Source organism: Sulfurovum sp. UBA12169 (genome assembly GCA_002742845.1).
GTDB lineage: Bacteria > Campylobacterota > Campylobacteria > Campylobacterales > Sulfurovaceae > Sulfurovum.
Window position 1 is genome coordinate 662,107 of record DLUH01000005.1, and the last position, 24,676, is coordinate 686,782.

21 protein-coding genes and 1 riboswitch are annotated in these 24,676 nt (G+C 41.5%); of the genes, 20 read left to right on the plus strand and 1 reads right to left on the minus strand.

Going from position 1 to position 24,676, the window contains the following annotated elements:
- Positions 1–29: 29 nt before the first annotated feature.
- The 13 genes from lysA to CFH81_08440 all read left to right on the plus strand — a co-directional run bounded on the left by lysA (position 30) and on the right by CFH81_08440 (position 11,353).
- On the plus strand, positions 30–1,241 hold the full coding sequence (gene lysA / locus CFH81_08380; GenBank protein DAB40205.1) for a diaminopimelate decarboxylase: 1,212 nt from the start codon (positions 30–32) through the stop codon (positions 1,239–1,241).
- A 9-nt stretch (positions 1,242–1,250) separates the two neighbouring features.
- Positions 1,251–2,324 (plus strand): chorismate mutase, encoded by a 1,074-nt coding sequence (gene pheA, locus CFH81_08385; protein DAB40463.1) that lies wholly within the window; start codon positions 1,251–1,253, stop codon positions 2,322–2,324.
- Between the two features lie 27 nt (positions 2,325–2,351).
- Positions 2,352–3,446, plus strand: coding sequence for a histidinol-phosphate transaminase (locus CFH81_08390; protein ID DAB40206.1), 1,095 nt, complete (start codon positions 2,352–2,354; stop codon positions 3,444–3,446).
- Positions 3,443–3,658, plus strand: a complete 216-nt coding sequence (locus CFH81_08395) for a hypothetical protein (protein ID DAB40207.1) — start codon at positions 3,443–3,445, stop codon at positions 3,656–3,658. Before CFH81_08390 ends, CFH81_08395 begins: the two co-directional genes overlap by 4 nt.
- A gap of 9 nt (positions 3,659–3,667) precedes the next feature.
- Complete coding sequence (locus tag CFH81_08400; GenBank protein DAB40208.1) at positions 3,668–5,467, plus strand: 1-deoxy-D-xylulose-5-phosphate synthase; 1,800 nt, start codon at positions 3,668–3,670, stop codon at positions 5,465–5,467.
- Between the two features lie 132 nt (positions 5,468–5,599).
- Positions 5,600–6,757 (plus strand): methionine adenosyltransferase, encoded by a 1,158-nt coding sequence (locus CFH81_08405; protein ID DAB40209.1) that lies wholly within the window; start codon positions 5,600–5,602, stop codon positions 6,755–6,757.
- Between the two features lie 63 nt (positions 6,758–6,820).
- Entirely contained in the window at positions 6,821–7,183 is a 363-nt protein-coding gene (locus CFH81_08410) for a ferredoxin (protein ID DAB40210.1), read from the plus strand.
- A gap of 159 nt (positions 7,184–7,342) precedes the next feature.
- Positions 7,343–7,756, plus strand: coding sequence for a nucleoside-diphosphate kinase (locus CFH81_08415; protein DAB40211.1), 414 nt, complete (start codon positions 7,343–7,345; stop codon positions 7,754–7,756).
- Between the two features lie 109 nt (positions 7,757–7,865).
- Positions 7,866–8,240: a hypothetical protein gene (locus tag CFH81_08420; GenBank protein DAB40212.1), complete on the plus strand. Its 375-nt coding sequence runs from the start codon at positions 7,866–7,868 to the stop codon at positions 8,238–8,240.
- 25 nt (positions 8,241–8,265) lie between these two features.
- Positions 8,266–8,424 (plus strand): 50S ribosomal protein L32, encoded by a 159-nt coding sequence (gene rpmF / locus CFH81_08425; protein ID DAB40213.1) that lies wholly within the window; start codon positions 8,266–8,268, stop codon positions 8,422–8,424.
- 3 nt (positions 8,425–8,427) lie between these two features.
- A complete protein-coding gene (locus tag CFH81_08430) occupies positions 8,428–9,417 on the plus strand; it encodes a phosphate acyltransferase (GenBank protein ID DAB40214.1) in 990 nt (329 codons plus the stop codon).
- Between the two features lie 88 nt (positions 9,418–9,505).
- Positions 9,506–10,525: a 3-oxoacyl-ACP synthase gene (locus tag CFH81_08435; protein DAB40215.1), complete on the plus strand. Its 1,020-nt coding sequence runs from the start codon at positions 9,506–9,508 to the stop codon at positions 10,523–10,525.
- Between the two features lie 18 nt (positions 10,526–10,543).
- On the plus strand, positions 10,544–11,353 hold the full coding sequence (locus CFH81_08440) for a metallophosphoesterase (protein ID DAB40216.1): 810 nt from the start codon (positions 10,544–10,546) through the stop codon (positions 11,351–11,353).
- A 2-nt stretch (positions 11,354–11,355) separates the two neighbouring features.
- Here CFH81_08440 and CFH81_08445 read toward each other — a convergent pair whose 3' ends face one another.
- Entirely contained in the window at positions 11,356–13,188 is a 1,833-nt protein-coding gene (locus CFH81_08445; GenBank protein ID DAB40217.1) for a DNA polymerase III subunit gamma/tau, read from the minus strand.
- A 127-nt stretch (positions 13,189–13,315) separates the two neighbouring features.
- Between CFH81_08445 and CFH81_08450 the strand changes: the two genes are divergently transcribed.
- From CFH81_08450 to CFH81_08480, 7 genes are all read left to right on the plus strand, one after another.
- A complete protein-coding gene (locus CFH81_08450) occupies positions 13,316–14,200 on the plus strand; it encodes a hypothetical protein (protein DAB40218.1) in 885 nt (294 codons plus the stop codon).
- An 80-nt stretch (positions 14,201–14,280) separates the two neighbouring features.
- Positions 14,281–16,728 (plus strand): leucine--tRNA ligase, encoded by a 2,448-nt coding sequence (locus CFH81_08455; protein DAB40219.1) that lies wholly within the window; start codon positions 14,281–14,283, stop codon positions 16,726–16,728.
- Positions 16,729–16,799: 71 nt separating this feature from the next.
- The gene (locus CFH81_08460; GenBank protein ID DAB40220.1) at positions 16,800–17,357 is read left to right on the plus strand and encodes a hypothetical protein; all 558 of its coding nucleotides are present in this window, start codon (positions 16,800–16,802) and stop codon (positions 17,355–17,357) included.
- Positions 17,317–18,534, plus strand: coding sequence for a bifunctional folylpolyglutamate synthase/dihydrofolate synthase (locus tag CFH81_08465; protein ID DAB40464.1), 1,218 nt, complete (start codon positions 17,317–17,319; stop codon positions 18,532–18,534). The genes CFH81_08460 and CFH81_08465 overlap by 41 nt, the downstream gene beginning before the upstream one ends.
- Positions 18,521–21,499, plus strand: coding sequence for a transcription-repair coupling factor (gene mfd, locus CFH81_08470; GenBank protein ID DAB40221.1), 2,979 nt, complete (start codon positions 18,521–18,523; stop codon positions 21,497–21,499). The genes CFH81_08465 and mfd overlap by 14 nt, the downstream gene beginning before the upstream one ends.
- A gap of 228 nt (positions 21,500–21,727) precedes the next feature.
- Positions 21,728–21,803: riboswitch (cyclic di-GMP riboswitch) on the plus strand.
- A gap of 50 nt (positions 21,804–21,853) precedes the next feature.
- The gene (locus tag CFH81_08475) at positions 21,854–22,360 is read left to right on the plus strand and encodes a hypothetical protein (GenBank protein DAB40222.1); all 507 of its coding nucleotides are present in this window, start codon (positions 21,854–21,856) and stop codon (positions 22,358–22,360) included.
- A 12-nt stretch (positions 22,361–22,372) separates the two neighbouring features.
- The gene (locus CFH81_08480) at positions 22,373–24,580 is read left to right on the plus strand and encodes a hypothetical protein (GenBank protein ID DAB40223.1); all 2,208 of its coding nucleotides are present in this window, start codon (positions 22,373–22,375) and stop codon (positions 24,578–24,580) included.
- Positions 24,581–24,676: the final 96 nt, after the last annotated feature.

The window sequence follows — 24,676 nt, forward strand, 5'->3', positions numbered from 1 at the left end:
CATAAGAAGGCAAAAGTAGGACAATATAGATGAACATCGACTATAGAGCATTGGTTCAAAAGTACGGTACACCCTTGTATGTATATGATTTTGATTTTATAAAAAACAGATATGAAATGCTTAAATCTGCATTTGGCGGCCGTAAATCATTGATTAATTATGCAGTAAAAGCAAACTCAAATCTTTCTGTAATTGCACATCTTGCAAAGCTCGGTGCGGGCGCAGATTGCGTGAGTATCGGCGAGGTTAAAAGAGCACTGAATGCAGGAGTAGACAAGTATAAAATAATCTTTTCAGGTGTAGGAAAACGTGATGATGAGATCAGAACAGCACTGGAATATGATATATTATTGCTTAATCTAGAGAGCGAAGCTGAGATGAAACGCGTGGAAATGATAGCAAAAGAGCTGGGAAAAGAGGCAAGAATTTCTATTCGCGTCAATCCGAATATTGATCCGCAAACACATCCTTATATTTCAACCGGACTGCATGAAAATAAATTCGGAGTAGAGATAGATATGGCAAAGCGTATGTATATCTATGCAAAAAAATCGCTATTCCTCAATCCCGTGGGTACCCATTTTCATATTGGTTCTCAGCTAACCAACCTTGATCCCATTAGAGAATCGTGCAACATTGTTGCGGATTTGGTGCGGTCTTTATATGCGATCGGTATTGAGATTAAATTTTTTGATGTGGGCGGGGGTATTGGTGTAGTGTACGATAATGAAAAGACCATATTGCCAACAGAATATACTCAAGCAATTTTTGAAGCAACAAAAGGATTGGATGTTACTTTGTTGTGTGAACCCGGTCGCTACATGGTGGCAAATGCCGGAGCGTTTTTTACCAAAGTGCTTTATGAAAAACAAAATGGCCATAAACGTTTTGTTATTGTAGACGGCGCAATGAATGATTTGATACGGCCAAGTCTTTATAATGCTTATCATAAAATTGAAGCAGTGGGCACAGAAGGTGAAAAAACACTTGCTGATGTTGTGGGTCCCGTATGCGAAAGCGGCGATTTTTTGGGCAAAAATGTATCCCTTCCTCCATTGAAACATGATGATCTTCTTATTGTGCACAGTGCCGGAGCGTATGGATTTACAATGGCAAGCAACTACAACACCCGAAATAAAAGTGCGGAAGTGGCTATAGAAGAAGGAAAAGACAGATTGATTCGGAAACGTGAAAGCTATGAAGATCAGGTGCGTTTAGAGCTAGAATATTTGGAGAAATAAATGGTAAAAATGACACTGGATGAGTTGAGAAAAAAGATAGACGGCATTGATGATATGTTACTTAAATTGTATAATGAACGCATGGAGTATATACATCAAGTAGGTGAATTGAAAAATACGAGCGGAGAGCCTATTTACCGTCCTGAACGTGAATCGGCTATTTTAAATCGCTTAAAGCAGCAAAATAAGATTGTTGGCGGAAAGCTTACGGATGGGGCAATTGACGCACTTTTTTTAGAACTTTTTGCAGTAGCAAGAAATCTTGAATTGCCAGAAGCGGTTGCTTATCTTGGACCTGAAGCAAGCTTTACGCATCAGGCGGCAGAGAGCAAGTTTGGTGCGACGAGTACTTATCTGCCCATGAATTCAATTCGCGGTATTTTTAGGGAAGTTGAAAAGGGAACGGCAAAATTTGGTGTGATTCCGATTGAAAACAGCTCCAACGGCATCGTCAGCGATACAATCAATTGTCTTGATGAGTATCCTTTAAAAATCGTAGCAGAGGTTATTATAGATATTCATTTGGCATTTGCCACATTAAGTGAAAACATTAAAGAGATCAAGACGATCTACTCTAAAGATATCGCCTTTGGGCAGTGCCGTAACTTTTTGCAGGATTTGGGTCTGGATGAGATTGAACATGTTCCTATAGAATCCACAGCCAAAGCAGCCAAACTTGCCCTGAAAGACAAAACCTCGGCAGCCATATGTCCTGCAGTTGCGGCAAAGCTTTACAATTTGCCTATACGTTTTGACAACATAGAAGACAGCAGCAACAATCGTACACGTTTTTTTATCATTAGCAATTTTGAAAACCAGCCATCAGGCAATGACAAAACGTCTTTGTTGGTAAAACTTTTAAATAAACCCGGAAGCCTGGTGGAATTTCTCAACGATTTTGAAGAGGCCAGTGTTAATTTGACAAAAATAAAATCACATATTATTGAAGGAAAATCAATATTTTTTATTGAGTTTAACGGACACCAGAAAGATGCGCATATTCAGCCCATTTTAGAAAAGCACAAAGATGTGATTAGGGTGCTGGGTTCTTATGTAAAGCAAACAGAGGATATCTATATTTAAGCAGAGCAAGCAGAAAGAAGGAATAAAATGAAATTTAATAAAGTATTGGAAGATATCCAGCTCTATGAAGCCGGGAAACCTATCGAATTAGTGGTTCGCGAGTTTGGTATTGCGCCTCAAGATGTTGTAAAACTTGCATCTAATGAAAATCCCATCGGTACCAACCCCGCTGTGGCCGAAACGATCGTGCGTAATGCTACCAAAGCACATCTCTATCCTGATGACAGCATGTTTGAACTTAAGGCCGCTCTTGCAAATCTTTACGCAGTAGAGGCAGAAAATATTATTATCGGCGCAGGAAGCGATCAAATATTAGAATTTATTTCTCATGCACTTTTAAATGAAACAAGTAGTGTGCTGATGAGCCAAATAACTTTTGCAATGTATGAGATTTACGCCAAGCAAGTGGGCGCAAAAATAGTGCGAACATCCAGCTATGCACACAAACCAGAAGAGTTTATCGAGGCATACAATAAGCACCATCCCAAGGTGGTTTATATATGCACGCCTAACAATCCCACAGGAGATGCAACAAGCAAAGAAGATGTGCTGCGTATCATCAAAGCGGTTGATAGCGATACGCTGGTTGTTGTCGACGGCGCTTACATGGAGTATGCTGCAGCAAAAGAGGAAAAGTATGCAATCGCACCCAGAGATTTGCTGGAGTATGATAATGTAATCTATCTGGGCACATTTTCTAAAGCCTATGGGCTTGGCGGTATGCGTATAGGATATGGTATTGCGCAAAGCGGTTTGATCAGAGTGCTGCATAAGATGCGCCCTCCCTTTAATGTCACAACACTTTCTTTAGCAGCAGCCTTGGAGGCAAGCAAAGATAGGACATTTGTTGAGAAATCCATAGCGTTGCACCGGGAGCAGATCAAGCGTTATGAGGCATTTGCAAAAGAGCACAATATAGAATATATTGACAGTTATACCAATTTCATCACTTATGTATTCAATGAAAAATTTGACTCAACACAAATTGCTGATGCATTACTTAAAAAAGGTGTAATTATCCGCAATCTTGCCTCTTATAAAATGAATGCCATACGTATCACCATAGGAACAGCAAAGCAAAACGATACTTTTTTTAAGTATTTTACAGAGATAATAGCTTGAGAAAAATTCAAGTCGTCAAAGCCCAAGAGATTCAAACCAAACCTTTTGCAATAGAGGATTTTTATCAAAAAAAACCTCTTGCGTCTTTTGAGTCAAATATAAAAAATAAAGACCTCGAAGAGCTGGCGCAAAGGTTGGGCTTGGTGCATAAAGAAGAGGAGATTGAGTTTGCAAAAAAACTTCTCGCAGCCTATATCAAACAAAAGAGATAAGAAAAAAAGATGAATATACAATCCTATTCTATAGAAGAACTCAAATTATTATCCGAAGATATCAGACAAAAGATATTGTATACGGTAAGTAAAAACGGGGGACACTTGAGTTCAACTATGGGGGCAGCCGATCTTATTGTGGCAATGCATAAAGTTTTCGATGTAAATAAAGACCCTTTTATTTTTGATGTCAGCCATCAGGCTTATGCGCATAAATTGATTACGGGCCGATGGGACAGTTTTGATACTTTGCGCCAGTTCGGAGGGATCAGCGGGTACACCAAACCCAAGGAGTCAAAATTTGATTATTATATCGCAGGACACAGTTCTACCTCAATTTCGTTGGCAGTAGGCGCGGCCAAAGCTATCGCATTAAAAAAAGAAGACCGTATACCGGTAGTTTTGATTGGTGATGGAAGTATGAGCGCCGGAATGGTATACGAAGCACTTAATGAATTGGGAGACAGAAAGTATCCGGTTGTTATTATTCTTAATGATAATGAAATGAGTATCGCCAAGCCCATAGGCGCTATCAGCAAACTGCTTTCTCAGACAATGGCAGGATCATTTTATCAAAAATTTAAACTGAAAGTCGAAAAGGTATTGGACCATTTTCCTGAGAGCGCAAGCTATATGGCAAAAAAATTTGAAGAGTCGTTTCGCTTGATTACTCCTGGGATTTTGTTTGAAGAGATGGGGGTTGAGTATATCGGTCCAGTGGATGGCCATGATATCGGTTCGCTGATCGAAACGATGAAAATCGCTAAAAATCTTAAAAAACCTGTGATTATTCATGCGCAAACGACAAAAGGAAAAGGTTACGAGATAGCTGAAGGCAATAAAGAACATTGGCATGGAGTGGGTGCTTTTGATCTCAAGACGGGCCAATCAATCAAAAAAAGTACATTAAAATCAGCCACCGCTATTTTTTCAGAAACATTGCTGTCTTTAGCGCAGAGCGATGAGAAGGTTGTCGGTGTTACTGCGGCAATGCCAAGCGGTACCGGCATGAGTGCGGCTATGGAAAAATATCCCGACCGCTTTTGGGATGTTGCTATCGCCGAACAGCACGCTGTCACTTCGATGGGACCGCTTGCCAAGGAAGGATTTAAGCCGTTTTGTGCAATTTATTCTACCTTTTTGCAAAGAGGATATGATCAAGTTATCCATGATATTGCACTGATGGATCTTGGAGTGACATTTGCTATAGACAGAGCCGGCATCGTCGGAGAAGACGGAGAGACGCATCAGGGAGCATTTGATATTTCATATCTTAGAGCGATACCCAATATGACGCTTTGTGCCCCATGCAATGAAACGACAATGAAATTTGTGATGGAGTTTGCCAAAGAGTACCATAAGCCTTGCGCATTTAGATATCCCAGGGGCGCTTTTTTGGCTAAAGAAAGAAAAAGCAAACCTTTCGAGCTGGGAAAATCAGAATTGCTCCAAGAAGGAGAAAAAATTCTTTTTATCGGATACGGCAATGGAGTGGGACGAGCAGAACAAACTGCAGCTTTGATTGAGCAAAGGGTGGGCATTCTGGATTTACGTTTTGTGAAGCCCTTGGATGAAAAGATGCTTTTGGCATTGGCGCGCACCTATAGAAAGTGGTATGTCTTTTCAGACAGTGTAGCACAGGGGGGAGTAGGTTCTGCGTTGTTGGAGTTTTTAAGCCAAAACAAGATACAAGATGTAGCGCTTACTACTTTTGAGTACAACGATTCTTTTATTGCGCATGGCGATACAAAAGAAGTTGAAGCATCTTTGGGAATTTTACCCGAACAGCTGGCAAAAAAAATAGTATAAGCGCAGCGGTTGTGTTCGGGGGCACTTGTATCCCAATTAAACACAACAGAAATAAACACTGAACTTAAAAAAGTACCATTTAGATATTTTTTTAAGTTCAGTGACAGTGAACAAATATTTTAAAGGAAAAAAATGGCTAACGAATACATTTTTACAAGTGAATCGGTAACCGAAGGGCATCCTGACAAGATGGCCGATCAAATCTCTGATGCAATTTTAGATTATATCATTGAAAATGATCCACAGGCCAGAGTGGCATGTGAAACGTTACTGAGCAATGGTTTTTGTGTTATCGCAGGAGAATTAAAAACACATACCTACTGCCCTATGCAAGAAGTTGCCAGGGAAGTAATAAGAGAGATTGGTTATACCGATGCAAACTATGGGTTTGATTATCGAAGCGCAGGCGTACTTAATGGTGTTGGTGAGCAAAGTCCTGATATCAATCAAGGTGTCGATCAGGCCTCCGGTGAAATCGGGGCAGGAGATCAGGGGTTGATGTTTGGATATGCATGCAATGAAACCAAAGAATTGATGCCTTTGCCTATTTCTTTGGCGCATAAGCTTACTTCAAAATTGGCAGAAGTCCGCAAAAACGGCACAATACCGTTCTTGCGTCCGGATGGCAAAGCACAAGTAAGCGTTAAGTATGTTGACGGAAAACCTGTGTCGATCGATACGATTGTTGTCTCGACCCAGCATCATCCTGAAGTAAGTTTGGAAAAAGTGCAAGAAGCTGTACTTGAAGAGGTTATCAAAGCGGTGATACCTGGGCATTTAATGAATGATGACGTCACTTATCATATCAACCCTACGGGTCGATTTGTCATTGGGGGGCCGCAGGGAGATGCGGGACTTACAGGCAGAAAGATTATTGTTGACACGTATGGCGGCTCATGTCCTCACGGCGGCGGTGCATTTTCAGGAAAAGATCCTACAAAAGTAGACCGTTCAGGTGCCTATGCAGCAAGACATGTTGCCAAAAATCTTGTAGCTTCCGGTATTTGCGATAAAGCCACTATTCAAATAGCGTATGCAATAGGCATAGCCAATCCTGTTTCTATTTACATAGACACTCACGGGACGGCAAAAGTAGAAGAATCAAAAATCACCGAGTGTGTCAAAGCATTGTTTGACCTTACCCCAAAAGGAATCATAAAGAGTTTGGATTTGCTTAGACCTATTTATAGAAAAACAGCGACTTATGGACATTTTGGCAGAGAAGAAGAAGGGTTTACTTGGGAAAAATTGGATAAAGTTCCTCAGATAAAAGCCTATTTTCATATCTAATTAAAGAATAATTTAAATAAGTTTGGTTATAGTTTGTAAACTTTAAAATTAAGGAGTTAAAAAATGGCGGTAATAATTACTGATCTGTGTATCAATTGTGCAGCTTGTATCGATGAGTGTCCGGTGGAGGCGATTGTAGACGAGGATGATAATCCAACAGGAGAAGAGTGTTATTATGTGTATCCTGATAAATGTGTTGAGTGTGTAGGTTATCATGATACGCCGGCATGTGCGGAAGCATGCCCGACAGAAGGCTGTATCACATGGGATATGCCTTTTACGTCTGAACACAAAGATTTCTTTTCGGGAGCAAATTATGTGGGCGGACATAACTACGGCGTAGAGGATGCAGATGCTGAAATGCCTTTCAGAAAAGAAGTTAGCATGGACGATAGACAGGCCAGAAAACCGGTTATTGAAGACTAATATTTTATTCATTGGGTTTTACCCAATGAATCCACTCCTTCTTTGTTATTCTTAATTTTCTTTTAATATCTTTTTTGATAAAATCCCCCCGAATACTTTTTCGTCAAAAGCATTAAATCTTTGCTGACAAAAGTAAATTTTGTGTGTAGGAATCATCATATGGAACAAACATTATCTATCATTAAACCTGATGCAGTCGCTAAAAACGTAGTAGGAAAAATTCTTGACAGATTTGAAGGGGCAGGACTTAGAATTGCTGCTACTAAAAAAATCAAACTAAGCCAAGAGGATGCAGAAGCGTTTTATGCTGTTCATGCGCAAAGACCTTTTTTTAAAGATCTTGTAGATTTCATGATTTCCGGTCCGGTTGTAGTGACAGTGCTTGAAGGCAAAGATGCAATGGCTAAAAATCGAGATCTTATGGGAGCAACCAACCCTAAAGAAGCGGCTCCCGGGACAATCAGGGCAGATTTTGCTGAAAGTATTGATGCCAATGCAGTTCACGGAAGCGACTCTTTGGAAAATGCGGCAAATGAAATCAGCTTCTTTTTTTCTCAAAGAGAGATTTGCTAACCGTCTATACTGCAAAAGAGCATTCAAAAGACTCTATACAGAGGAGTGAGAAGGGATCTTTTTGCAAGTTAGAAGTTTAAGTAAATTTGTTTTTTAAAAAGAGGCGTTAATGAAAATAGATTTTGAAAAAGTAGGGACCACACCAAAACCCTTCAAGGTCGAGTTTGAAGATGCCAAGCTTGAAGGCAATTTACAAAAAAGCGGTTATCATCGTGTTATCCTTGACGCAAAACTAAGCGGAGAAGTGGCATTGGATTGTGATAGGTGTGGCAGTGCATTCGGCTACACGTTAGAAAATTCCTTAAAGCTGACAATTAGTGATCAGGCAATGGAAGATAAAGATGATTTGGATATAATTGAATTTTTAGATGGCAGGATAGACCTGTCTTATATTCTAGAAAGCGAAATTAATGCGCTCAAGGGCTCTTACCATTATTGCAGCGAATGCAGTAAGAGTGATGAAGTTTTTGAGATAGAATTTTAAATAAATTTACATAAAAGGATATACAATGGCAGTACCTAAGAGACGTGTGAGCCACACAAGATCAGCAAAAAGAAGAACACATTATAAACTGACACTACCAATGCCGGTAAAAGATGCAGATGGTACATGGAGAATGCCTCACCATATGAATATGACTACCGGTGAATATAAAACAAAAGCGTAATACATGATTAAAATTGCAATAGATGCAATGGGTGGGGATTTCGGTCCCGAACCCATCATTGATGGTGTGGTTCAGGCACTTGAAAGTGAAAAGTTCCTTCCTATACTGGTTGGAAAAAAAGCAGAAATACTCGCACTTCTTCCACAATATTATCATGAAAAAGTCCAAATTGTTGAGTCATCTGATGTTATCTCTATGAGTGACCAAGCGACCAATGCACTCAGAAGGAAAGAGTCCTCTATCTATAAGGCAGTCGAATTGGTGCGCGATCATGAGGCGGATGCAGTTGTTTCTGCGGGACACAGCGGGGCCACAATGTCTTTGGCTACCTTGAGAATAGGACGTTTGCCTCATATTTCAAAACCGGCACTTGCCACATTGATGCCAAGTGTAATTCAGACAAAGACGCTTGTACTTGATGTTGGCGCCGTGGTGGACTGCACACCAAAAAACCTTTATGAGTTCGGTGTTATGGGAGAGGCTTATGCCAAAGAGATACTCAAAGTTGCTTCTCCAAGAGTAGGGCTTCTTGCTAACGGAGAAGAAGACAGCAAGGGAAATGCTCTCACAAAAGAAGCCTTTAAGCTGCTTAAGGGATTAAACGGTTTTGTGGGTAATGTCGAAGGGCGTGATATTTTTAACGGCCATGTCAACGTTGTCGTGTGTGACGGTTTTACCGGAAATATTTTACTCAAGACAAGCGAAGGGGTTGTTTCTACTATTTTTGCATTGATGAAACAGCATATTCGAAAATCGCTGCCTGCCAAAATAGGCGCTTTGATGATGAAGAAAAAAGTATTTGGCAATATGAAAAAACAAGTTGATTATGCCGAGTATGGCGGAGCACCGCTTTTGGGTATAAACGGATGCGTGATTATCAGCCATGGAAGTTCAAACTCAAAAGCAATTAAAAATGCAATATTCCAAGCCATAAGATATACTGAATCCAACGTAAATAAAACGATAGAAGCTCTTCTAGACGAAAATAAATAGCCCAAGAAAACTTTCTTGGGTTTGCCCCCCCAAACTCCCCTTTTATCTATTTATGGTAAAATAGCACACTTTATATTCAAGGACGATCATGTCACAAGCAAAGCAGAAATATGCTTCTTTCAGGTCAATAGGCGCGTATGTGCCTAAAAAGATCTTAAGCAATGCAGATCTTGAAAAAATGGTAGATACCACAGATGAGTGGATTGTGAAACGCACAGGAATAAAAGAGAGGCATATCGCGGCAGAAGACGAGTTTACAAGCGATATGGGAGCTAAAGCCGCACAACTTGCAATCGACAGGTCGGGAGTCTTAAAAGAAGATATTGATTTGATTTTATGCGCGACTGTTACGCCGGATTATTTTAATATGCCTTCAACTGCATGTATCATATCTAACAAATTGGATATTCACAACGTGCAGGCTTTTGATATTTCGGCCGCATGCAGCGGATTTGTCTATCTGCTTAGTATCGCCAAAGCATTTATAGAGTCCGGTATGAAAAAAAATGTATTGATTATCGGAGCTGAAAAATTCTCTTCGATTGTAGACTATACCGATAGAAGCACTTGTATTCTTTTTGGAGACGGTGCAGGAGCAGCAATGATCTGTGCTACCGAAAATAAAGCAGAAGCTCTCATAGATATCCATGCCAGCGCGGACGGCGCGTATGCAGATTTTTTAGTTACTCCTGCACCCGGAGCAGTGCATCCTGCGAGTCAAAAAATGATTGACGAAGGGCTTCAGTTTGTGCAAATGAAGGGAAATGAAACTTTTAAATTGGCAGTAAAAACATTAACAAAAGATGTCCAGGAGATATTGGAGACCAATGGCATAACCGCCGAAGATATTCCTCACTTTATTCCCCATCAAGCAAATTACCGCATCATTAAAGCAGTAGGCGATGCTTTGAAGATGAGAGAAGATCAGGTTGTTCTTACGGTAGGAAAATACGGCAATACCTCAGCCGCTTCTATCCCTATGGCAATCAACGATATTTATGAAGAGGGAAGACTTAAAACGGGTGATTTGATGCTGCTGGATACTTTTGGCGGAGGATTGACTTGGGCGAGCGCCTTGCTTCCTTTTGCCGGCAAAGCAAAGCAATAAAATAAAGGGAAGTGGTTTTTGAAAATCGGTTTTATCGGAGATATTGTAGGTAAACCCGGCCGTCTTACGGTAAAGCGCCATCTTGAGCGCTTAAAACAAGAGCACTTTCTTGACTACGTGATAGCGAACTATGAAAATGCAAGTCACGGCTTTGGTCTCACAGAAAAAAACTGCGTAGAATTGCTAGGTTGCGGCATAGATATGATGACCGGCGGCAATCATAGCTTTGACAAGAAAGAGGTTTTGCCACTTTTTGATACCTATCCTCTTATTCGCCCCATTAACTATCCTCAAGAAACACCGGGAAAAGGGGTTTATGAGACTACTATATCAGGTCAAAAAATAGCCATACTAAACCTTATGGGTTACTATACTATGCCTATGGTGGACAATCCGTTTACTGTAATCTCGCGAGAAATTAAGCGGCTTAAAATGAAAAATATAAAGCATATAGTGATAGATATGCATGCTGAGGCGAGCAGTGAAAAGCAAGTACTTTTACATATGCTCAAAAAGGATGTAAGCGCTATACTCGGAACGCATACCCACGTAGGCACAGATGATTTGCAAATCGTAGAGGGATGCTGTTATGTTACCGACGTAGGGCTTACCGGCTGCAGAGACGGTGTGATCGGTATGCACCATGATGTACCCATAAAACGGTTTTTAACGGGATTGGGGGGGCATTTTAGCGTGCCTGAGACCTGTAAAACACTTTTGCAGATGGTGATATTTGAGCTTGATGATGAGGGGCGCTGCAGGGACGCAAAAAAAATAAAGATCTATGACAATACCCCCCAGATCGTCACAGATGCTTGGACAGATTGATGTTATGAATTGAGTTTAATGCGTACTTTTTTAGGATCTAGAAGTGCAATCGCTTCTTTTATCATGGGTTCTTCCAAGATGGTGGAGGGGTCTTTTTCTTTGGCTGCCTCTGTTTCCCCGGCTTCTGAAGAAACACAGGAGTTTTTCATTTCAATTTCTTCTATCATGGAAGAAAAATTACTGCATTCTTCTGATTCTTTATCGTAAGATGAAGTAATATTTTTTTTCATTTCGCTGCTATGCAGGTTCGGCAGATTTTCTTTGGCGATATTGATAATTTTTGTCTCAAGTCCAAACAGCTCTTTAACAAACATATTGATAACCCCCCAATGAGCAATAAGGAGTTTTTTCTCCTCCCCCTCTGCCGTAGAAGCCCATGTGAGTTGATTGTTTTGAAAGCTTTCAAAGGTGATATTGGCCTCAAAACATGCACCCAGCTCATAATTTCGGTCAAATATTTTTTCAATGAGTGTCTCGAAACTATTTTGATAGGGATTTGCCTCGGTAATTTGGGCTGTTTGTTCATTGAATTCCTGCAAAGAAGGCAAAGATGCTTCTTGTGTTTCGGGAATAGGCGCCATTTTGTCGGCAACAAGCATTCTGTTCGTTTGTTTTTCTGTTTTTTCTTCAAGAGAGACAGTTGTTTTTTGAATTTCTATTTTTGAAGGCAAAGAGGAAACAATCTCTTCTTGGGTAATGGTAATGACTTCGGTGGGAACAATGATTTCTTCTTTGTTTGCACAAGCAGATGTCGACACAGAGATCTGCACCCCCTTGAGTTCATTTTTTAAAGATTTGATCATCGCATCAATCTCTTTAATTTCTAACGCTTCTATCATTTTGAAGAGTGTTAAAGTCAGCACAAACTCACCATCGCTTCCCAGAGCAAGTAAATTTTTCGCATCGGCGATCACTCTAAAAAAACGTTCTATGATCATTGCCGAAAATATTGTATTTTGTGCAAGAAGCAACTCTTTGAGATAAAGAGTGAGTTCATCAAGTATCATTTCTGCTTCATACCCCGATGCCATATGGATAAAGGTAAGTATTTTTGAACGGTCTTTGTGCAGGATGTCTTCAAGCAGCTGGCCTAAAATGCTTGGGTTTATAATGCCAAGCATTCCCGTAACCGTACTGATATCAACAAAATTTTTAGAATAAACAATGGCTTGGTCAAGCAGTGTCAACGAATCTCTTAGGCTTCCTGCACCGCTACGGGCGATGATATCTAGAGCCTCTTTTTCGTATTCTATATTTTCAAGATTGAGAATATGCTCAAGATGCCCAAGCACAAGATTGTGAGATATTTTTTTAAATCTAAAGTGCTGTGTTCTTGAAAGAATGGTTGCGGGTAATTTCAGCGGATCGGTTGTAGCTAAAATAAATTTTACAAAGCCAGGAGGTTCCTCGAGCGTCTTAAGCAGTGCGTTAAATGCTTGCGGGGTTAACATGTGGACTTCATCGATAATGAAAATCTTATACCTTGCCAAACTTGGTTTGTATTTGGTGTGTTCGATAAGATCTTTAATGTCGTCAATTCCACGATTAGACGCAGCATCCATCTCAACAATATCTATATGGCGATTTTCATTTGCCATAACACAATGAATGCATTCTCCGCAGGGGTGTGAAGTTGTTCCTTTTTCACAAAGCAATGCCTTGGCAAAAATTCGTGCCGTAGAGGTCTTTCCGCTTCCGCGCAGCCCTGAAAAAAGATAGGCATGAGAAAGTCTGTCGCCGTCAAGAGCAAGTGAGAGTGTCTGAGAAACCGCCTCTTGACCGATCAGGTCATCAAAAGTGGCAGGCCGGTATTTTCTGGCAAGGGCTAAAGACACAGTGACTCCTTCATTTTGACTTTTATTTTAATTTTTAAACGATTTTTATAGTAATATATTGTAGTGAAATTTTACTTTTGATTGGTATAATTGATGAGGCGATCTATTATTTTATAAAGGGGGCAAAATGAAATGGGAAGATCGGCGCCAAAGTGATAATGTAGAAGACAAGCGCAACAGTTCTCCCATAGGAGGGGGCACTCCTTCGATGGGTACGATTATGATGATCTGGCCTCTGATTAGACCTTTGCTTAGAACCAAGTTTGGCTGGGTGCTGATCTTTCTTGGGGTGCTTGCCTATATAAACGGATTCAATCCTCTTTCAATCTTGGGAATCAGCGAGCAGGGGAGCACTCAGATTGTCGATCAGGCAAAAGATGACCGTCAGGCTGCCTTTATTTCTACGGTGCTTGCAGATATTGAAGAGGTCTGGAAAGAGACGCTTCCCAAATACGGCATTCGGTATAAAGAGCCAAAAGTGGTACTTTACCGTAATGCAACCCAAAGCGGATGCGGATTTGCCAGTGCACAGATGGGGCCTTTTTATTGTCCTGCTGATCAAAAAGTTTATCTTGATCTTGGTTTCTTTGATGAGCTGGCCAAAAGACACGGCGCACCGGGCGATTTTGCTCAGGCTTATGTTTTGGCACATGAAGTAGGGCATCATATCCAGAATCTCCAAGGAACACTCGATAAGGTGCAGCAGGCAAAACAACAATGGGGCAGCAATAGCGTCAAAGCAAATGCACTGCAGGTCAAAGTAGAGCTTCAGGCAGATTGTTATGCTGGTGCATGGGCACATCATGCACAAAAGCGTTTTGATATCCTTGAGCCTGGAGATGTGGAAGAGGCGCTTAAGGCAGCGAGTGCGATCGGGGATGATACCCTTCAAAAAAAAGCGCAGGGCTATGTCGTACCCGATGCCTTTACGCATGGGAGTTCCCAGCAGCGCGTAGAATGGTTCAGGCGCGGTTTTCAAAACGGAGACCTTCGTGAGTGCAATACTTTTTGATAAACAACGGCCTTGTTGGAATTAATGACTACTTGGGTATAATCCTGCCAAGAAAATATAGACCAACCAAGTGAGAAAAAATGAGTTACAATCCAAAAGAGATTGAAGCCAAATGGCAGAAAACATGGGAAGATGAAGAAGCATTTGAGCCTTCAGATTCTTTGGAGCAAAAGAAAAAATATATTTTAAGTATGTTTCCCTATCCAAGCGGACGTATCCATATGGGACATGTGCGTAACTATGCTATAGGCGATGCTTTTGCCCGTTATTATCGTAAGCAAGATTATAACGTATTGCATCCTATCGGGTGGGATGCCTTTGGAATGCCTGCTGAGAATGCAGCAATCAAACATAAACTTCATCCCAAAAAATGGACTTACGAAAATATAGAATATATGCGTAAAGAATTGGCTTCTTTGGGACTTTCGTTCTCCAAAACCCGTGAGTTTGCTACCTGTGATGAACTCTATACAAGGTGGGAACAAGAGTTTATTATCAAAATGTATGAAGAGGGATTGCTTTATCGCGAATCCACTACGGTCAACTGGTGTGAGACGTGCCATACGGTATTGGCTAATGAGCAGGTAGAGGAAGGATGCTGTTGGCGTTGTGATAATCCCGTACAGCTCAAGCAAATGCCGGGGTACTATATTGATATCATTAAGTATGCAGATGAACTCTTGAGCGATCTTGAGAAGCTTGAAGGCAAATGGCCTTCCCAGGTTCTCACAATGCAAAGCAATTGGATAGGAAAATCCCAAGGTTTGGAGCTTGAATTTAAACTGAGCCAAGAGAGTAGGAAAAAACTTGACGGAAAGTTTGAAGGATACACCGTCTTTACTACACGCCCGGACACTATTTACGGTGTGACGTATTCGGCACTCGCCGCAGAGCATCCCATTACAAAATATCTTATAGAAAATAACCTGCTCAAGACGGATACGGCTCAAAAAATTACAGCCATTGCCAATATGACAGAAAGAGAAAGAGCACAAGCAGACAAAGAAGGATACGCCCTTGGCATCACGGTGATTCATCCTCTTACGGGCGAAGAGATCCCTGTGTGGACGGCAAACTTCGTGTTGGCTTCTTATGGCGGGGGTGCTGTAATGGCAGTGCCTGCACATGATGAGAGAGATTTTGAATTTGCCTCAAAATACGATCTTCCCATAAAGCGAGTAATACACGGAAACGATGACATTCTTCCCTATACCCAAGAGGGTATATTGGAAAATTCTGACGTTTTTACGGGAATGAAAAATATAGAAGCCAAAGCAGCCGTTATCGCGCTTTTCGAAGAGAACAAACAGGGCAAGGGAACCACAAACTATAAGTTGAGAAATTGGGGAGTAAGCCGTCAGCGCTATTGGGGCGCTCCTATACCTTTTGTCCATTGTGAAAAGTGCGGGCTTGTGCCTGAAAAGATAGAAAATCTACCCATTGCGTTACCCGAAGATGTCCAAATTACAGGCGAAGGCAATCCTTTGGAGAATCACCCCGTATGGAAACACTGTATTTGCCCAAAATGCGGAAATGATGCTTTGCGTGAAACCGATACGCTTGATACCTTTGTGCAATCAAGCTGGTATCAGTTTCGATATGCAACCAATCCTAAGAAATGGAACGAGGTGGGTATTGACAAAGAAGAGGCAAATTATTGGCTGGCCGTGGACCAGTATATCGGCGGAATAGAACATGCCATCTTGCATCTGCTTTATGCACGATTTTTTACTAAAGTGTTACGGGATTTGGGTTATCATGATATTGATGAGCCGTTTGAGCGTCTTTTGACGCAGGGAATGGTGCTTATGGACGGTGCAAAGATGAGCAAATCCAAAGGCAATACGGTTGACCCCGATGCATTGATAGCAAAATACGGAGCCGATACCGCCAGGCTTTTTACTCTTTTTGCCGCGCCTCCCCAAAAAGAACTTGAATGGAATGATTCTGCGGTGGAGGGTGCATTTAGGTTTATCAAAAAACTTTATGACAGAAAAGAAAAAGTTACACATAATGCGCTTCGGGACATAGATCAAAAGGCCCTGGGAAAGGAAACTAAAGCCGCAAGAGCAAAAGTATATGAAGCTTTACAAAAATCTACGGATGTCTATGAAAAAACGTTTGCATTCAACACCCTTATTGCGGCATGCATGGAAGCACTTAATGCGCTGGACAAACAAGACAATGCGGAGGTGTGGAGTGAAGGAATGTATATTATGCTTAATCTTTTGGAGCCGATCATTCCGCATGTTGCAACAGAGTTAAGCGATGTTTTGTTTGATCGCAAAAATCTCCAGTCCATTCTTGAAGTTAAAAGCGAGGTTTTTGTGCAGGATGTGATCGTGTATGTCGTGATGATCGGAGGTAAAAAGCGTACCGAGATTGAAGCGGATCCAAATATGGGCCAAGAAGAGATTCTCTCTTTGGCTAAAGAGGCCGGCAGCAAATGGCTCGAGGGAATGAGTATCATCAAAGAAGTTGTGGTTCCGGGCAAGCTGGTGAATCTTGCTGTGAAGCCGGCTTCTTAGTGAATAAATAATAATAAATAGTGAATGTATGCGGCATGGTGGCCGCTTTTATAAAAAAGGAGAGTGCGAGAATGGAAATCAAAGGTTTTTTGCTAAAATACAAACCAAAACTTTTCACTTTTCACTTTTCGCTTTTCGCTCTGTTGCTGCTTATAGCAGTAACGGGTTGCGGTTATAAACCTTCTTCTCATGCGATAGAAAATATATTTTCCGACACCGTGTATGTGGAAGTATATGTTGACAGGGCCGAGCCGGAAAATGCACCGTTTATTAAAGATGAAATGAATCGGATGGTCTATACGCGCTTTAAGGGTAAAATAGTATCTAAAAAGCAAGCCCAAAGCCAGATTATTGTTTCGTATGCCGGAACGACATTTACTCCTTTGGCCTACAAAAACGGATATGTAACGCGTTATCGTGCCGATGTTCGTGTCACTTTTGATATGATTACCAAGCAAGGCAAACTTAAAAAGACTATTACTGCGATACAAGAAGGAGATATCCAAGCCAGCTCCCTTCTCTCCTCTACGCTGAGAATCCAAGCGATTCGCAGAGGACTGGAAAAAGCTATGAATGAGTTTTTGGCTTATGCAAGCGCCAAAGGAACGAAAGTGGGCAGCAGTGAATAGCACCGCCGCACCCTCTTTTACAAGTTTTTTAGCCAATAAACCTCTTTATTATAAAGAGATAGACCACAGCAGGATATTTGCAGCATATGAAAAACTAAAGCCGCATCTCAAGCATCCTCAAACCGTTCATATCGTAGGAACAAACGGCAAAGGTTCAACCGGCAGGATTATTGCTCATTTGGCTCATAAAAGCGGCCACAAGACGGGACATTTTTCCTCTCCACACATCATAAAATTCAATGAACGCATATGGATCAATGGGGCGGATGTGCAAGATGCAGTACTTCAAGCGGCACATGAAAGACTTTTTGGTATCTTGGGAAAAACTGTATGTGAAAACTTGAGCTATTTTGAATACACTACGCTTTTGGCTTTGGTTGTTTTTGAAAATCTTGATTTGATCGTTTTGGAAGCCGGGCTTGGCGGAGAGCATGATGCAACCAATGTATGCGATAAAGCACTGAGCGTCATCACACCCATAGGCATAGACCACCAGGTTTTTTTAGGCGATACCGTTGAAGAGATCGCAAGCACAAAAATACGAAGCATTCAAAGGCGGGTTTTGCTGGCGCCTCAACCTTTTAAAGAAGTGGTTGATGTGGCTCAAAAGATTGCCAAGCAAAAAGGGGCGGAACTTTTTTTGAACCGGGATATATGCATAGATGACAGACGGATAAAACTAAAAGAGATTGCCAAACAAAAAGCCTGGGGCAACTATCTTATAGACAATGCTTTAGTTTCTTTGCAGGCGCTGGATATTTTGGGCATCTCTTACAATGTGGATGATTTAAGATCTCTTGAACTCTTTGGGCGTTTTTATCTTTGGAGAGAAAATGTTCGGATTGATGTGGGCCATAATCCTTTAGCTGCAAGCGTTATAGAAAAAGCTTTAAATAAAAAGACGGTGCTTATTTACAACAGCTTGAATGATAAAGATTACGAAGAGGTTTTGCGTGTACTTAAGCCCAAAGTGAAACGGGTAGAGATAATTCCGATTCATTCCGAGCGCGCTGCAGTCCTTGGACAGATAGAGGGAGCACTCAAAAAAACGGGACTGGAGTACACTTATTTTAATGGAAAGATCAACAAAGAGGAAAACTATCTTGTATTCGGATCATTTCATGTAGTCGAAGCATTTCTTAAAAAAATGGACAAAAATAAATATGTATCAAAGTAATATCTACGAATATCTGGAAAACTTAAAAGAAAATAAACTTCTTATTTGTAAAGACGACAAAGAAGCTGTAAAGATACGCGATGTAGCGTATTTATTGGGATATGACACTTTTGTGCTGCCTGATTTGCGTATAAATGTCGGAGAAGATTTACGCACCTATAATGATGATATTCAACAATTTTTTGTCCAACTTTCAAGATACCATGAAAGTCAAAATAAAAAAATAATTGTCTCACCGATAAGAACCTTGCTTATTCCTTTTCCTAAACCGCAGTGGTTTGCTTCCAAGACGGTCGCGTTTGGAGATACCCTTGATTTACATTCATTGAAAGATACCCTATATCACTGGGGATATCACTTTACAGATATTGCAGCAAGCAGGGGAGAGGTTTCTTTTCGCGGAGACATAGTAGATATTTTTCCTATTCACGCACCAAATCCTTATCGTATCTCATTGTTTGACGAAGAGATAGAAGCTATTCATCCTTATGATGAAGGAACGCAAAAAAGGCTGAGCGAAGAGTTGGAGTCTCTAACGATACTTCCGGCATTTTTAGCCCTGCCTCAAAAAGAATATGAAGCACTCCGGCATAGAGTAGAGCAGAGCAGCTATGATACTTTTGTTAAAGATATTGACTCCCTTGGGCTTTGGCATCTTGCAGAGTTGGGCGAAAGTGCATTTGAACAGTTTTCTGCAATCTGTACCGGGAATTTAGATGAAGAGCTCAAGGAGATCTACGAGCTAAGCGAGCCGCTTATTCCCTATGAGTCTTTTTTGCTTCCTGTTATTTCTCAGCAAAGCAGATACCGTGATCTCGAAGTGATTGATCCCAATAAGCTCCTGCATGCACACAAAGATAAGCAGATCACTGTTATTGCCAAAAACGAGAGCATTGTGCGCGGTTCACAATTGGATTCTTTTGAAAATATCACTTTTGTTTATCAAGAAGGAATAGTGAATCTTCTTGGCCCGGACAAGCTTATCCTCTCTCTTAACAAGCCGCTTAAATCCAAACGTGTTAAAAAAGCGACTTTGATCCTTGATGAGCTTAAGCAGGGTGACTATGTCGTGCATGAGAATCATGGAGTAGGAATTTTTAAGGGCATTGAAAAAAGAGATGTGCTGGGCGCCACAAGCGAATTTGTGGTCATGCAATACCAAAATGAAGATACACTCCTCATCCCTGTTTCAAATCTTGAGGTGATAGACCGATATGTGGCCGAAGGAGGCGCGCTGCCTGTTCTTGACAAACTTGGAAAGGCAAGTTTTAGAAGTCTGAAAGCCAAAGTGCGCGAAAAGCTCTTTGCCATTGCTTCCCAAATCATTAACCTTTCTGCCCAGCGTCATCTAAAAAAAGGGATAATTTTAAGATCGGACATGGAAGAGCATAGTCTTTTTATGGCAAAAGCAGGTTTTATGCATACCGAAGATCAGGAAAAGGCTATTCATGAGCTTCTCATCGATATGGGCAGCGGACGCATGATGGATAGGCTTCTGAGCGCAGACGTAGGATTTGGAAAAACCGAAGTGGCAATGAACGGGATATTCGTTGCGGTCAAAAACGGTTACCAAGCCATGATGATAGCCCCTACTACTTTGCTGAGTTCTCAACACTATAAAAGCCTTAAAGAACGTTTTTACGAATTTGGCATCAAGACGGCTAAGCTCGACAGGTTTACTTCCGCCAAAGAAAAAAGTGCTATACAAAAAGGGCTTATGGAGGGGACGATCAATGTGGTCGTGGGAACGCACGCATTGCTTAAGGCTAAGTTTAAAAACCTGGCCTTGGTGGTGATCGATGAGGAACACAAGTTCGGGGTCAAACAAAAAGAAGCGCTTAAAGAGATGGCTATTGATGTGCATCTTTTGAGTATGAGTGCAACGCCGATACCAAGAAGTCTCAATCTCGCCCTCTCTCAGATCAAAAGCTTTTCAGAGATACTTACGCCGCCGATTGAGAGAAAAGGGGTGCGCACGTTTGTAAAAAGCTATGACGAGAAGATCATTAAAGAAGCTATTGTGCGTGAACGTCGTCGGGGAGGACAGATTTTTTATGTCTTCAATTCTATTGCGGGCATTGATGAGAAGAAAAAAGAGTTGCTGCACATCCTTCCGGGTATACGTATAGCGGTGCTTCATTCTAAAATTTCAGCCAAAGAGACCGAAGATGAAATGATGAAATTTGAAGAAGGAGAGTATGATGTACTGCTTTCTACCTCCATTGTTGAATCGGGTATCCATATGCCTCACGCCAACACGATGATCGTTGACGGGGCAGACAGCTTTGGCATCGCTGATCTTCACCAGCTTAGAGGACGTGTAGGACGCGGCGGCAAAGAAGGGTACTGCTACTTTATGGTCGCAGACAAAGAGCGTCTTACTGACAATGCCAAACGAAGGCTGCTTGCGCTGGAATCCCACTCCGATCTTGGCAGCGGGGCAGTGCTTGCTTTTCATGATCTTGAGATCCGCGGAGGAGGCAATATTATAGGGGAAGCACAAAGCGGGCACATCAAACAGATCGGCTATTCGCTTTATCTGCGCATGCTTGAAGATGCGATACGTGAACTAAGCGGAGAACACAAAGAAGCAGAACAGCATGTGGATATGAAACTGTCAGTAGATGCTTATCTGAGTGCAGAGCTTATTGAAGAAGACAGGTTGCGGTTGGAACTTTACCGTCGGCTCTCTCTTTGTGAAACTGCAGGCGAAGTGTATGAGATTGAATCCGAGATTGCAGATCGTTTTGGCAAACTTGACAGGATCACAAGACAGTTTATCGATATCATGGTCATGAAGGTGCTTGCAAAAGAAAAAGGCATTGCCAAAGTCTCTTCGTATGGCGAAAATGTTTTTATCGAGTTTAAAGATGAACGCAAAGCGCGTGCGGTTTTGAAGTCATCAAGCAAAGATGATGATGACATTATAGCAACAGCGATGACCTATTTGAAAGCATCTTTATAAGCGAATCAAATAAAACTATACAATTGAATACTCCGATTAGATTATAAGCTAGATTGAGGATTATGCCTGCAATGACGAAAATCACGCTATCTTAAACTAGATTAGGGATCTAAAACGATCATTATCCAGAGAGCCCAATTTCATCTTAATGCATTTTAAGCAACATTGCACTATGATAGTTCATAATTTTTCCTTATCTGGGAGAGAGTGGAAAAATTCGGATCAAACGCGCGTTAAAGCCAAACTACCCGCGAGAGTAGGACGGAAAACTACGGGTCTCTAGCTAGATTGCCGAGTTGCATTGTTAATTGTATTGTTGATTTTTTCAGCAACCAAAAACCTAAAGGATGACGAATGAAGCCTAAATGGATACAACAAATTTTAGGATTTTTTGTATTGTTAGCAACAATTTCTACAAGCAGTATGGCCGATAAAACAGGCTATTTTATCCCAAGAGTACAAAAAATCATGCTCAATACCACTATTAGTTTAAATACGGATGCGCTCTTTGAATTCAACGAAACAGAGCTAAAAGGAGAGGGCAAACGATGTTTAAATCAATTCATATCCAATATCAAAGCGAATAAACTGAATGTAGCCTCCTTTGATATCACCGGATATACCGATAGAATCGGCAGTCGTAACAAAAATTTAAATCTTTCTCAAAGAAGAGCGGATTCTGTAGCTGCTTATCTCAAGTCACAAGGTGTTCAAAGTGTTTTTAATGTTCAAGGCAAAGGAGAAGCAAAACCTGTAACTAGAGGCTGCAGTGATAAAATGAAACGATCAGCTCTTATAGCATGCCTGGCTCCAGACAGAAGAGTTGAGATCATACTTCATGGTAAACAAAACTTAAAATAAGAGGATTCCAATATGTCACAAATTAAAATTATAGAACATCTTGGCACTAAGGTTGTAGGTCAGCAAGCCGTTTCTTCTTCCGCTTCAAATCCAATAGTGATACAAGCGCAAAAAGGTGTCAAGTATGAGCTAAAAGATATGACTACAAACACAGCACCGATAAAAATGATGGTTAAAAAAGTTGGTAAAAATCTAGAAGTAAATCTAGATGGAGACCACAATGGCGCACCTGACCTTATTTTAGAAAACTTTTTTGATACTTCGGATACTGATATGATTGGCATAGACGAAACGGGTACATATTATTCGTATGTTGCTCAATCTGAGGGCGACATAGTGAGTTTGAATCAAATAGTTTCAGGGCAAGAGGATCTCTCCATGCTTGGAGTTCCTGGTGAAAAAGATGCTATGCCGATATGGGCATATCTCGCAGGCGCAGGCGCATTGATTGGCATAGCTGCCGCCGCTGGTGGCGGAGGCGGAGATGGAGAAGAAGATGGAGGTGGAGACGAAGTTGGCGGCGTAGACGATGCGGGAAGCGTGACGATCGAAGGATCGGCGGTTGTCGGTCAAACCCTGACGACAGATCTTGTCGATCCTGACGGAATCAGCGGTACGCCAACGTACACATGGTCAGTGGACGGAACAGCGGTTACCAATCCAAACCTCGATCAAAGCACCTTTACCCTGACTCCGGCAGAAGAGGGAAAAACGGTCAGTGTATCCGTAACGTATAACGATCCGTTCGGAAGCCATACTGTTACTGATGCGATTGATGCGGGCAATAACGGCGGCACAACCGTTGGCGCTGACACTACGCCACCGCCAACGGCCGCATCTGTCGAGATCGCACTGGATATCAATAATGATGGTACCATCGATGGGACAGAAAAAGGAGGAGCTACTACGACGGATGTCACGGTAGGTATTCCATCAGATGCACAGATAGGCGATGTTGTCACAGTTACGAATAATCTGACCGGATCGGTAATTGCAACTTATACCGTGGACGGTACGGCTGTGGCTGCTGGTTCTACCCAGACAATATCCGGTGTTGCGCTTCCAGCAGGTGTTCAAGTTCTAACGATTACCACGGCTATCCAAGATGCCTCAGGAAATGTTGGGCCAAGCTCCAGTGATAGTGCAATTGTCAACCAGGCACCTGTGGTGAGTGCCAATAACTCTACATTATTAGGGCTTGTCGGCGTGGAGGCGTTGGGTGTGCTTGATATTTCAAATCAAGCAGTATTTGCGATGGATGCCAACAATAATATTAAAACGGTTACGGTGAAATACACAACATTGCTCAATGTGAGTACGTACCAGCTCACGGCTTCCAGTGCGTTGGCGGCAGAGTTGGGATTGACTATATCGATTGTCAATAGTCCTGGATTGCTGGGATTGTTGGCAGCTTCATCGACGATTACTATCACGGCTACTGATGGCGGTCCAATCGATAATATGAAACTAAATGAGTTGTTAACAACAATACATTCCGATAACACAATACTTGACGTAGGTTTATTGGATACGTTGAGCATTACCGCAACCGATATGAACGGGTTATCAGATACGGATAGCAGTAGTGATCTGCTTAATATTGGGCTACTTGCAGAGCAAGGGACAAACTCCGGTATCCAAGAAGGTACTTCCGGAAATGACGGTCTAAACGGTACAGCAAGCAGTGATCGACTTTATGGTTATGCGGGTAATGATACATTATCGGGCGCAGCAGGGAACGATCTGCTTCGTGGCGGTGATGGTGATGATAGACTAAATGGAGGAGATGGGAATGATATTCTCATTGGAGGAAATGGTATTGATATGCTGTATGGGGATGCCGGAAATGATATACTTGTATATGATGCTATGGATTCCATTATTGATGGAGGAGCAGGTGTTGATATGCTTTTAATTCAAGGCAGCAATGTTACCCTTGATCTGGCAGGTGTTGCCGGTACCCAAATAGTGGGGATTGAAAAAATTGATATTACCGGAGATGGTGATAATGCTTTGGTGATAAATTATAACGATCTTCTTGCATTGAGTGATAGCAGTGATACGCTTTATATAACAGGGAATGGAGGTGACACAGTGACGCTTTCTAATGAAACATTTATAGGATCAGCCACTGTTAACGGAGTTATCTACAATGCCTATGATATGGGCGGAACAAGTGCCGCTGATATTTGGATACAACAAGATATTCGGGTATTGTAAGCATCGTTTTGGAGGCGGTCAGATGTTTTCACTGTCTGACCAATCCTTATCATGTATGACCGTAAGGATTATTTTTGTTTTTTTTAAGAGTGAATA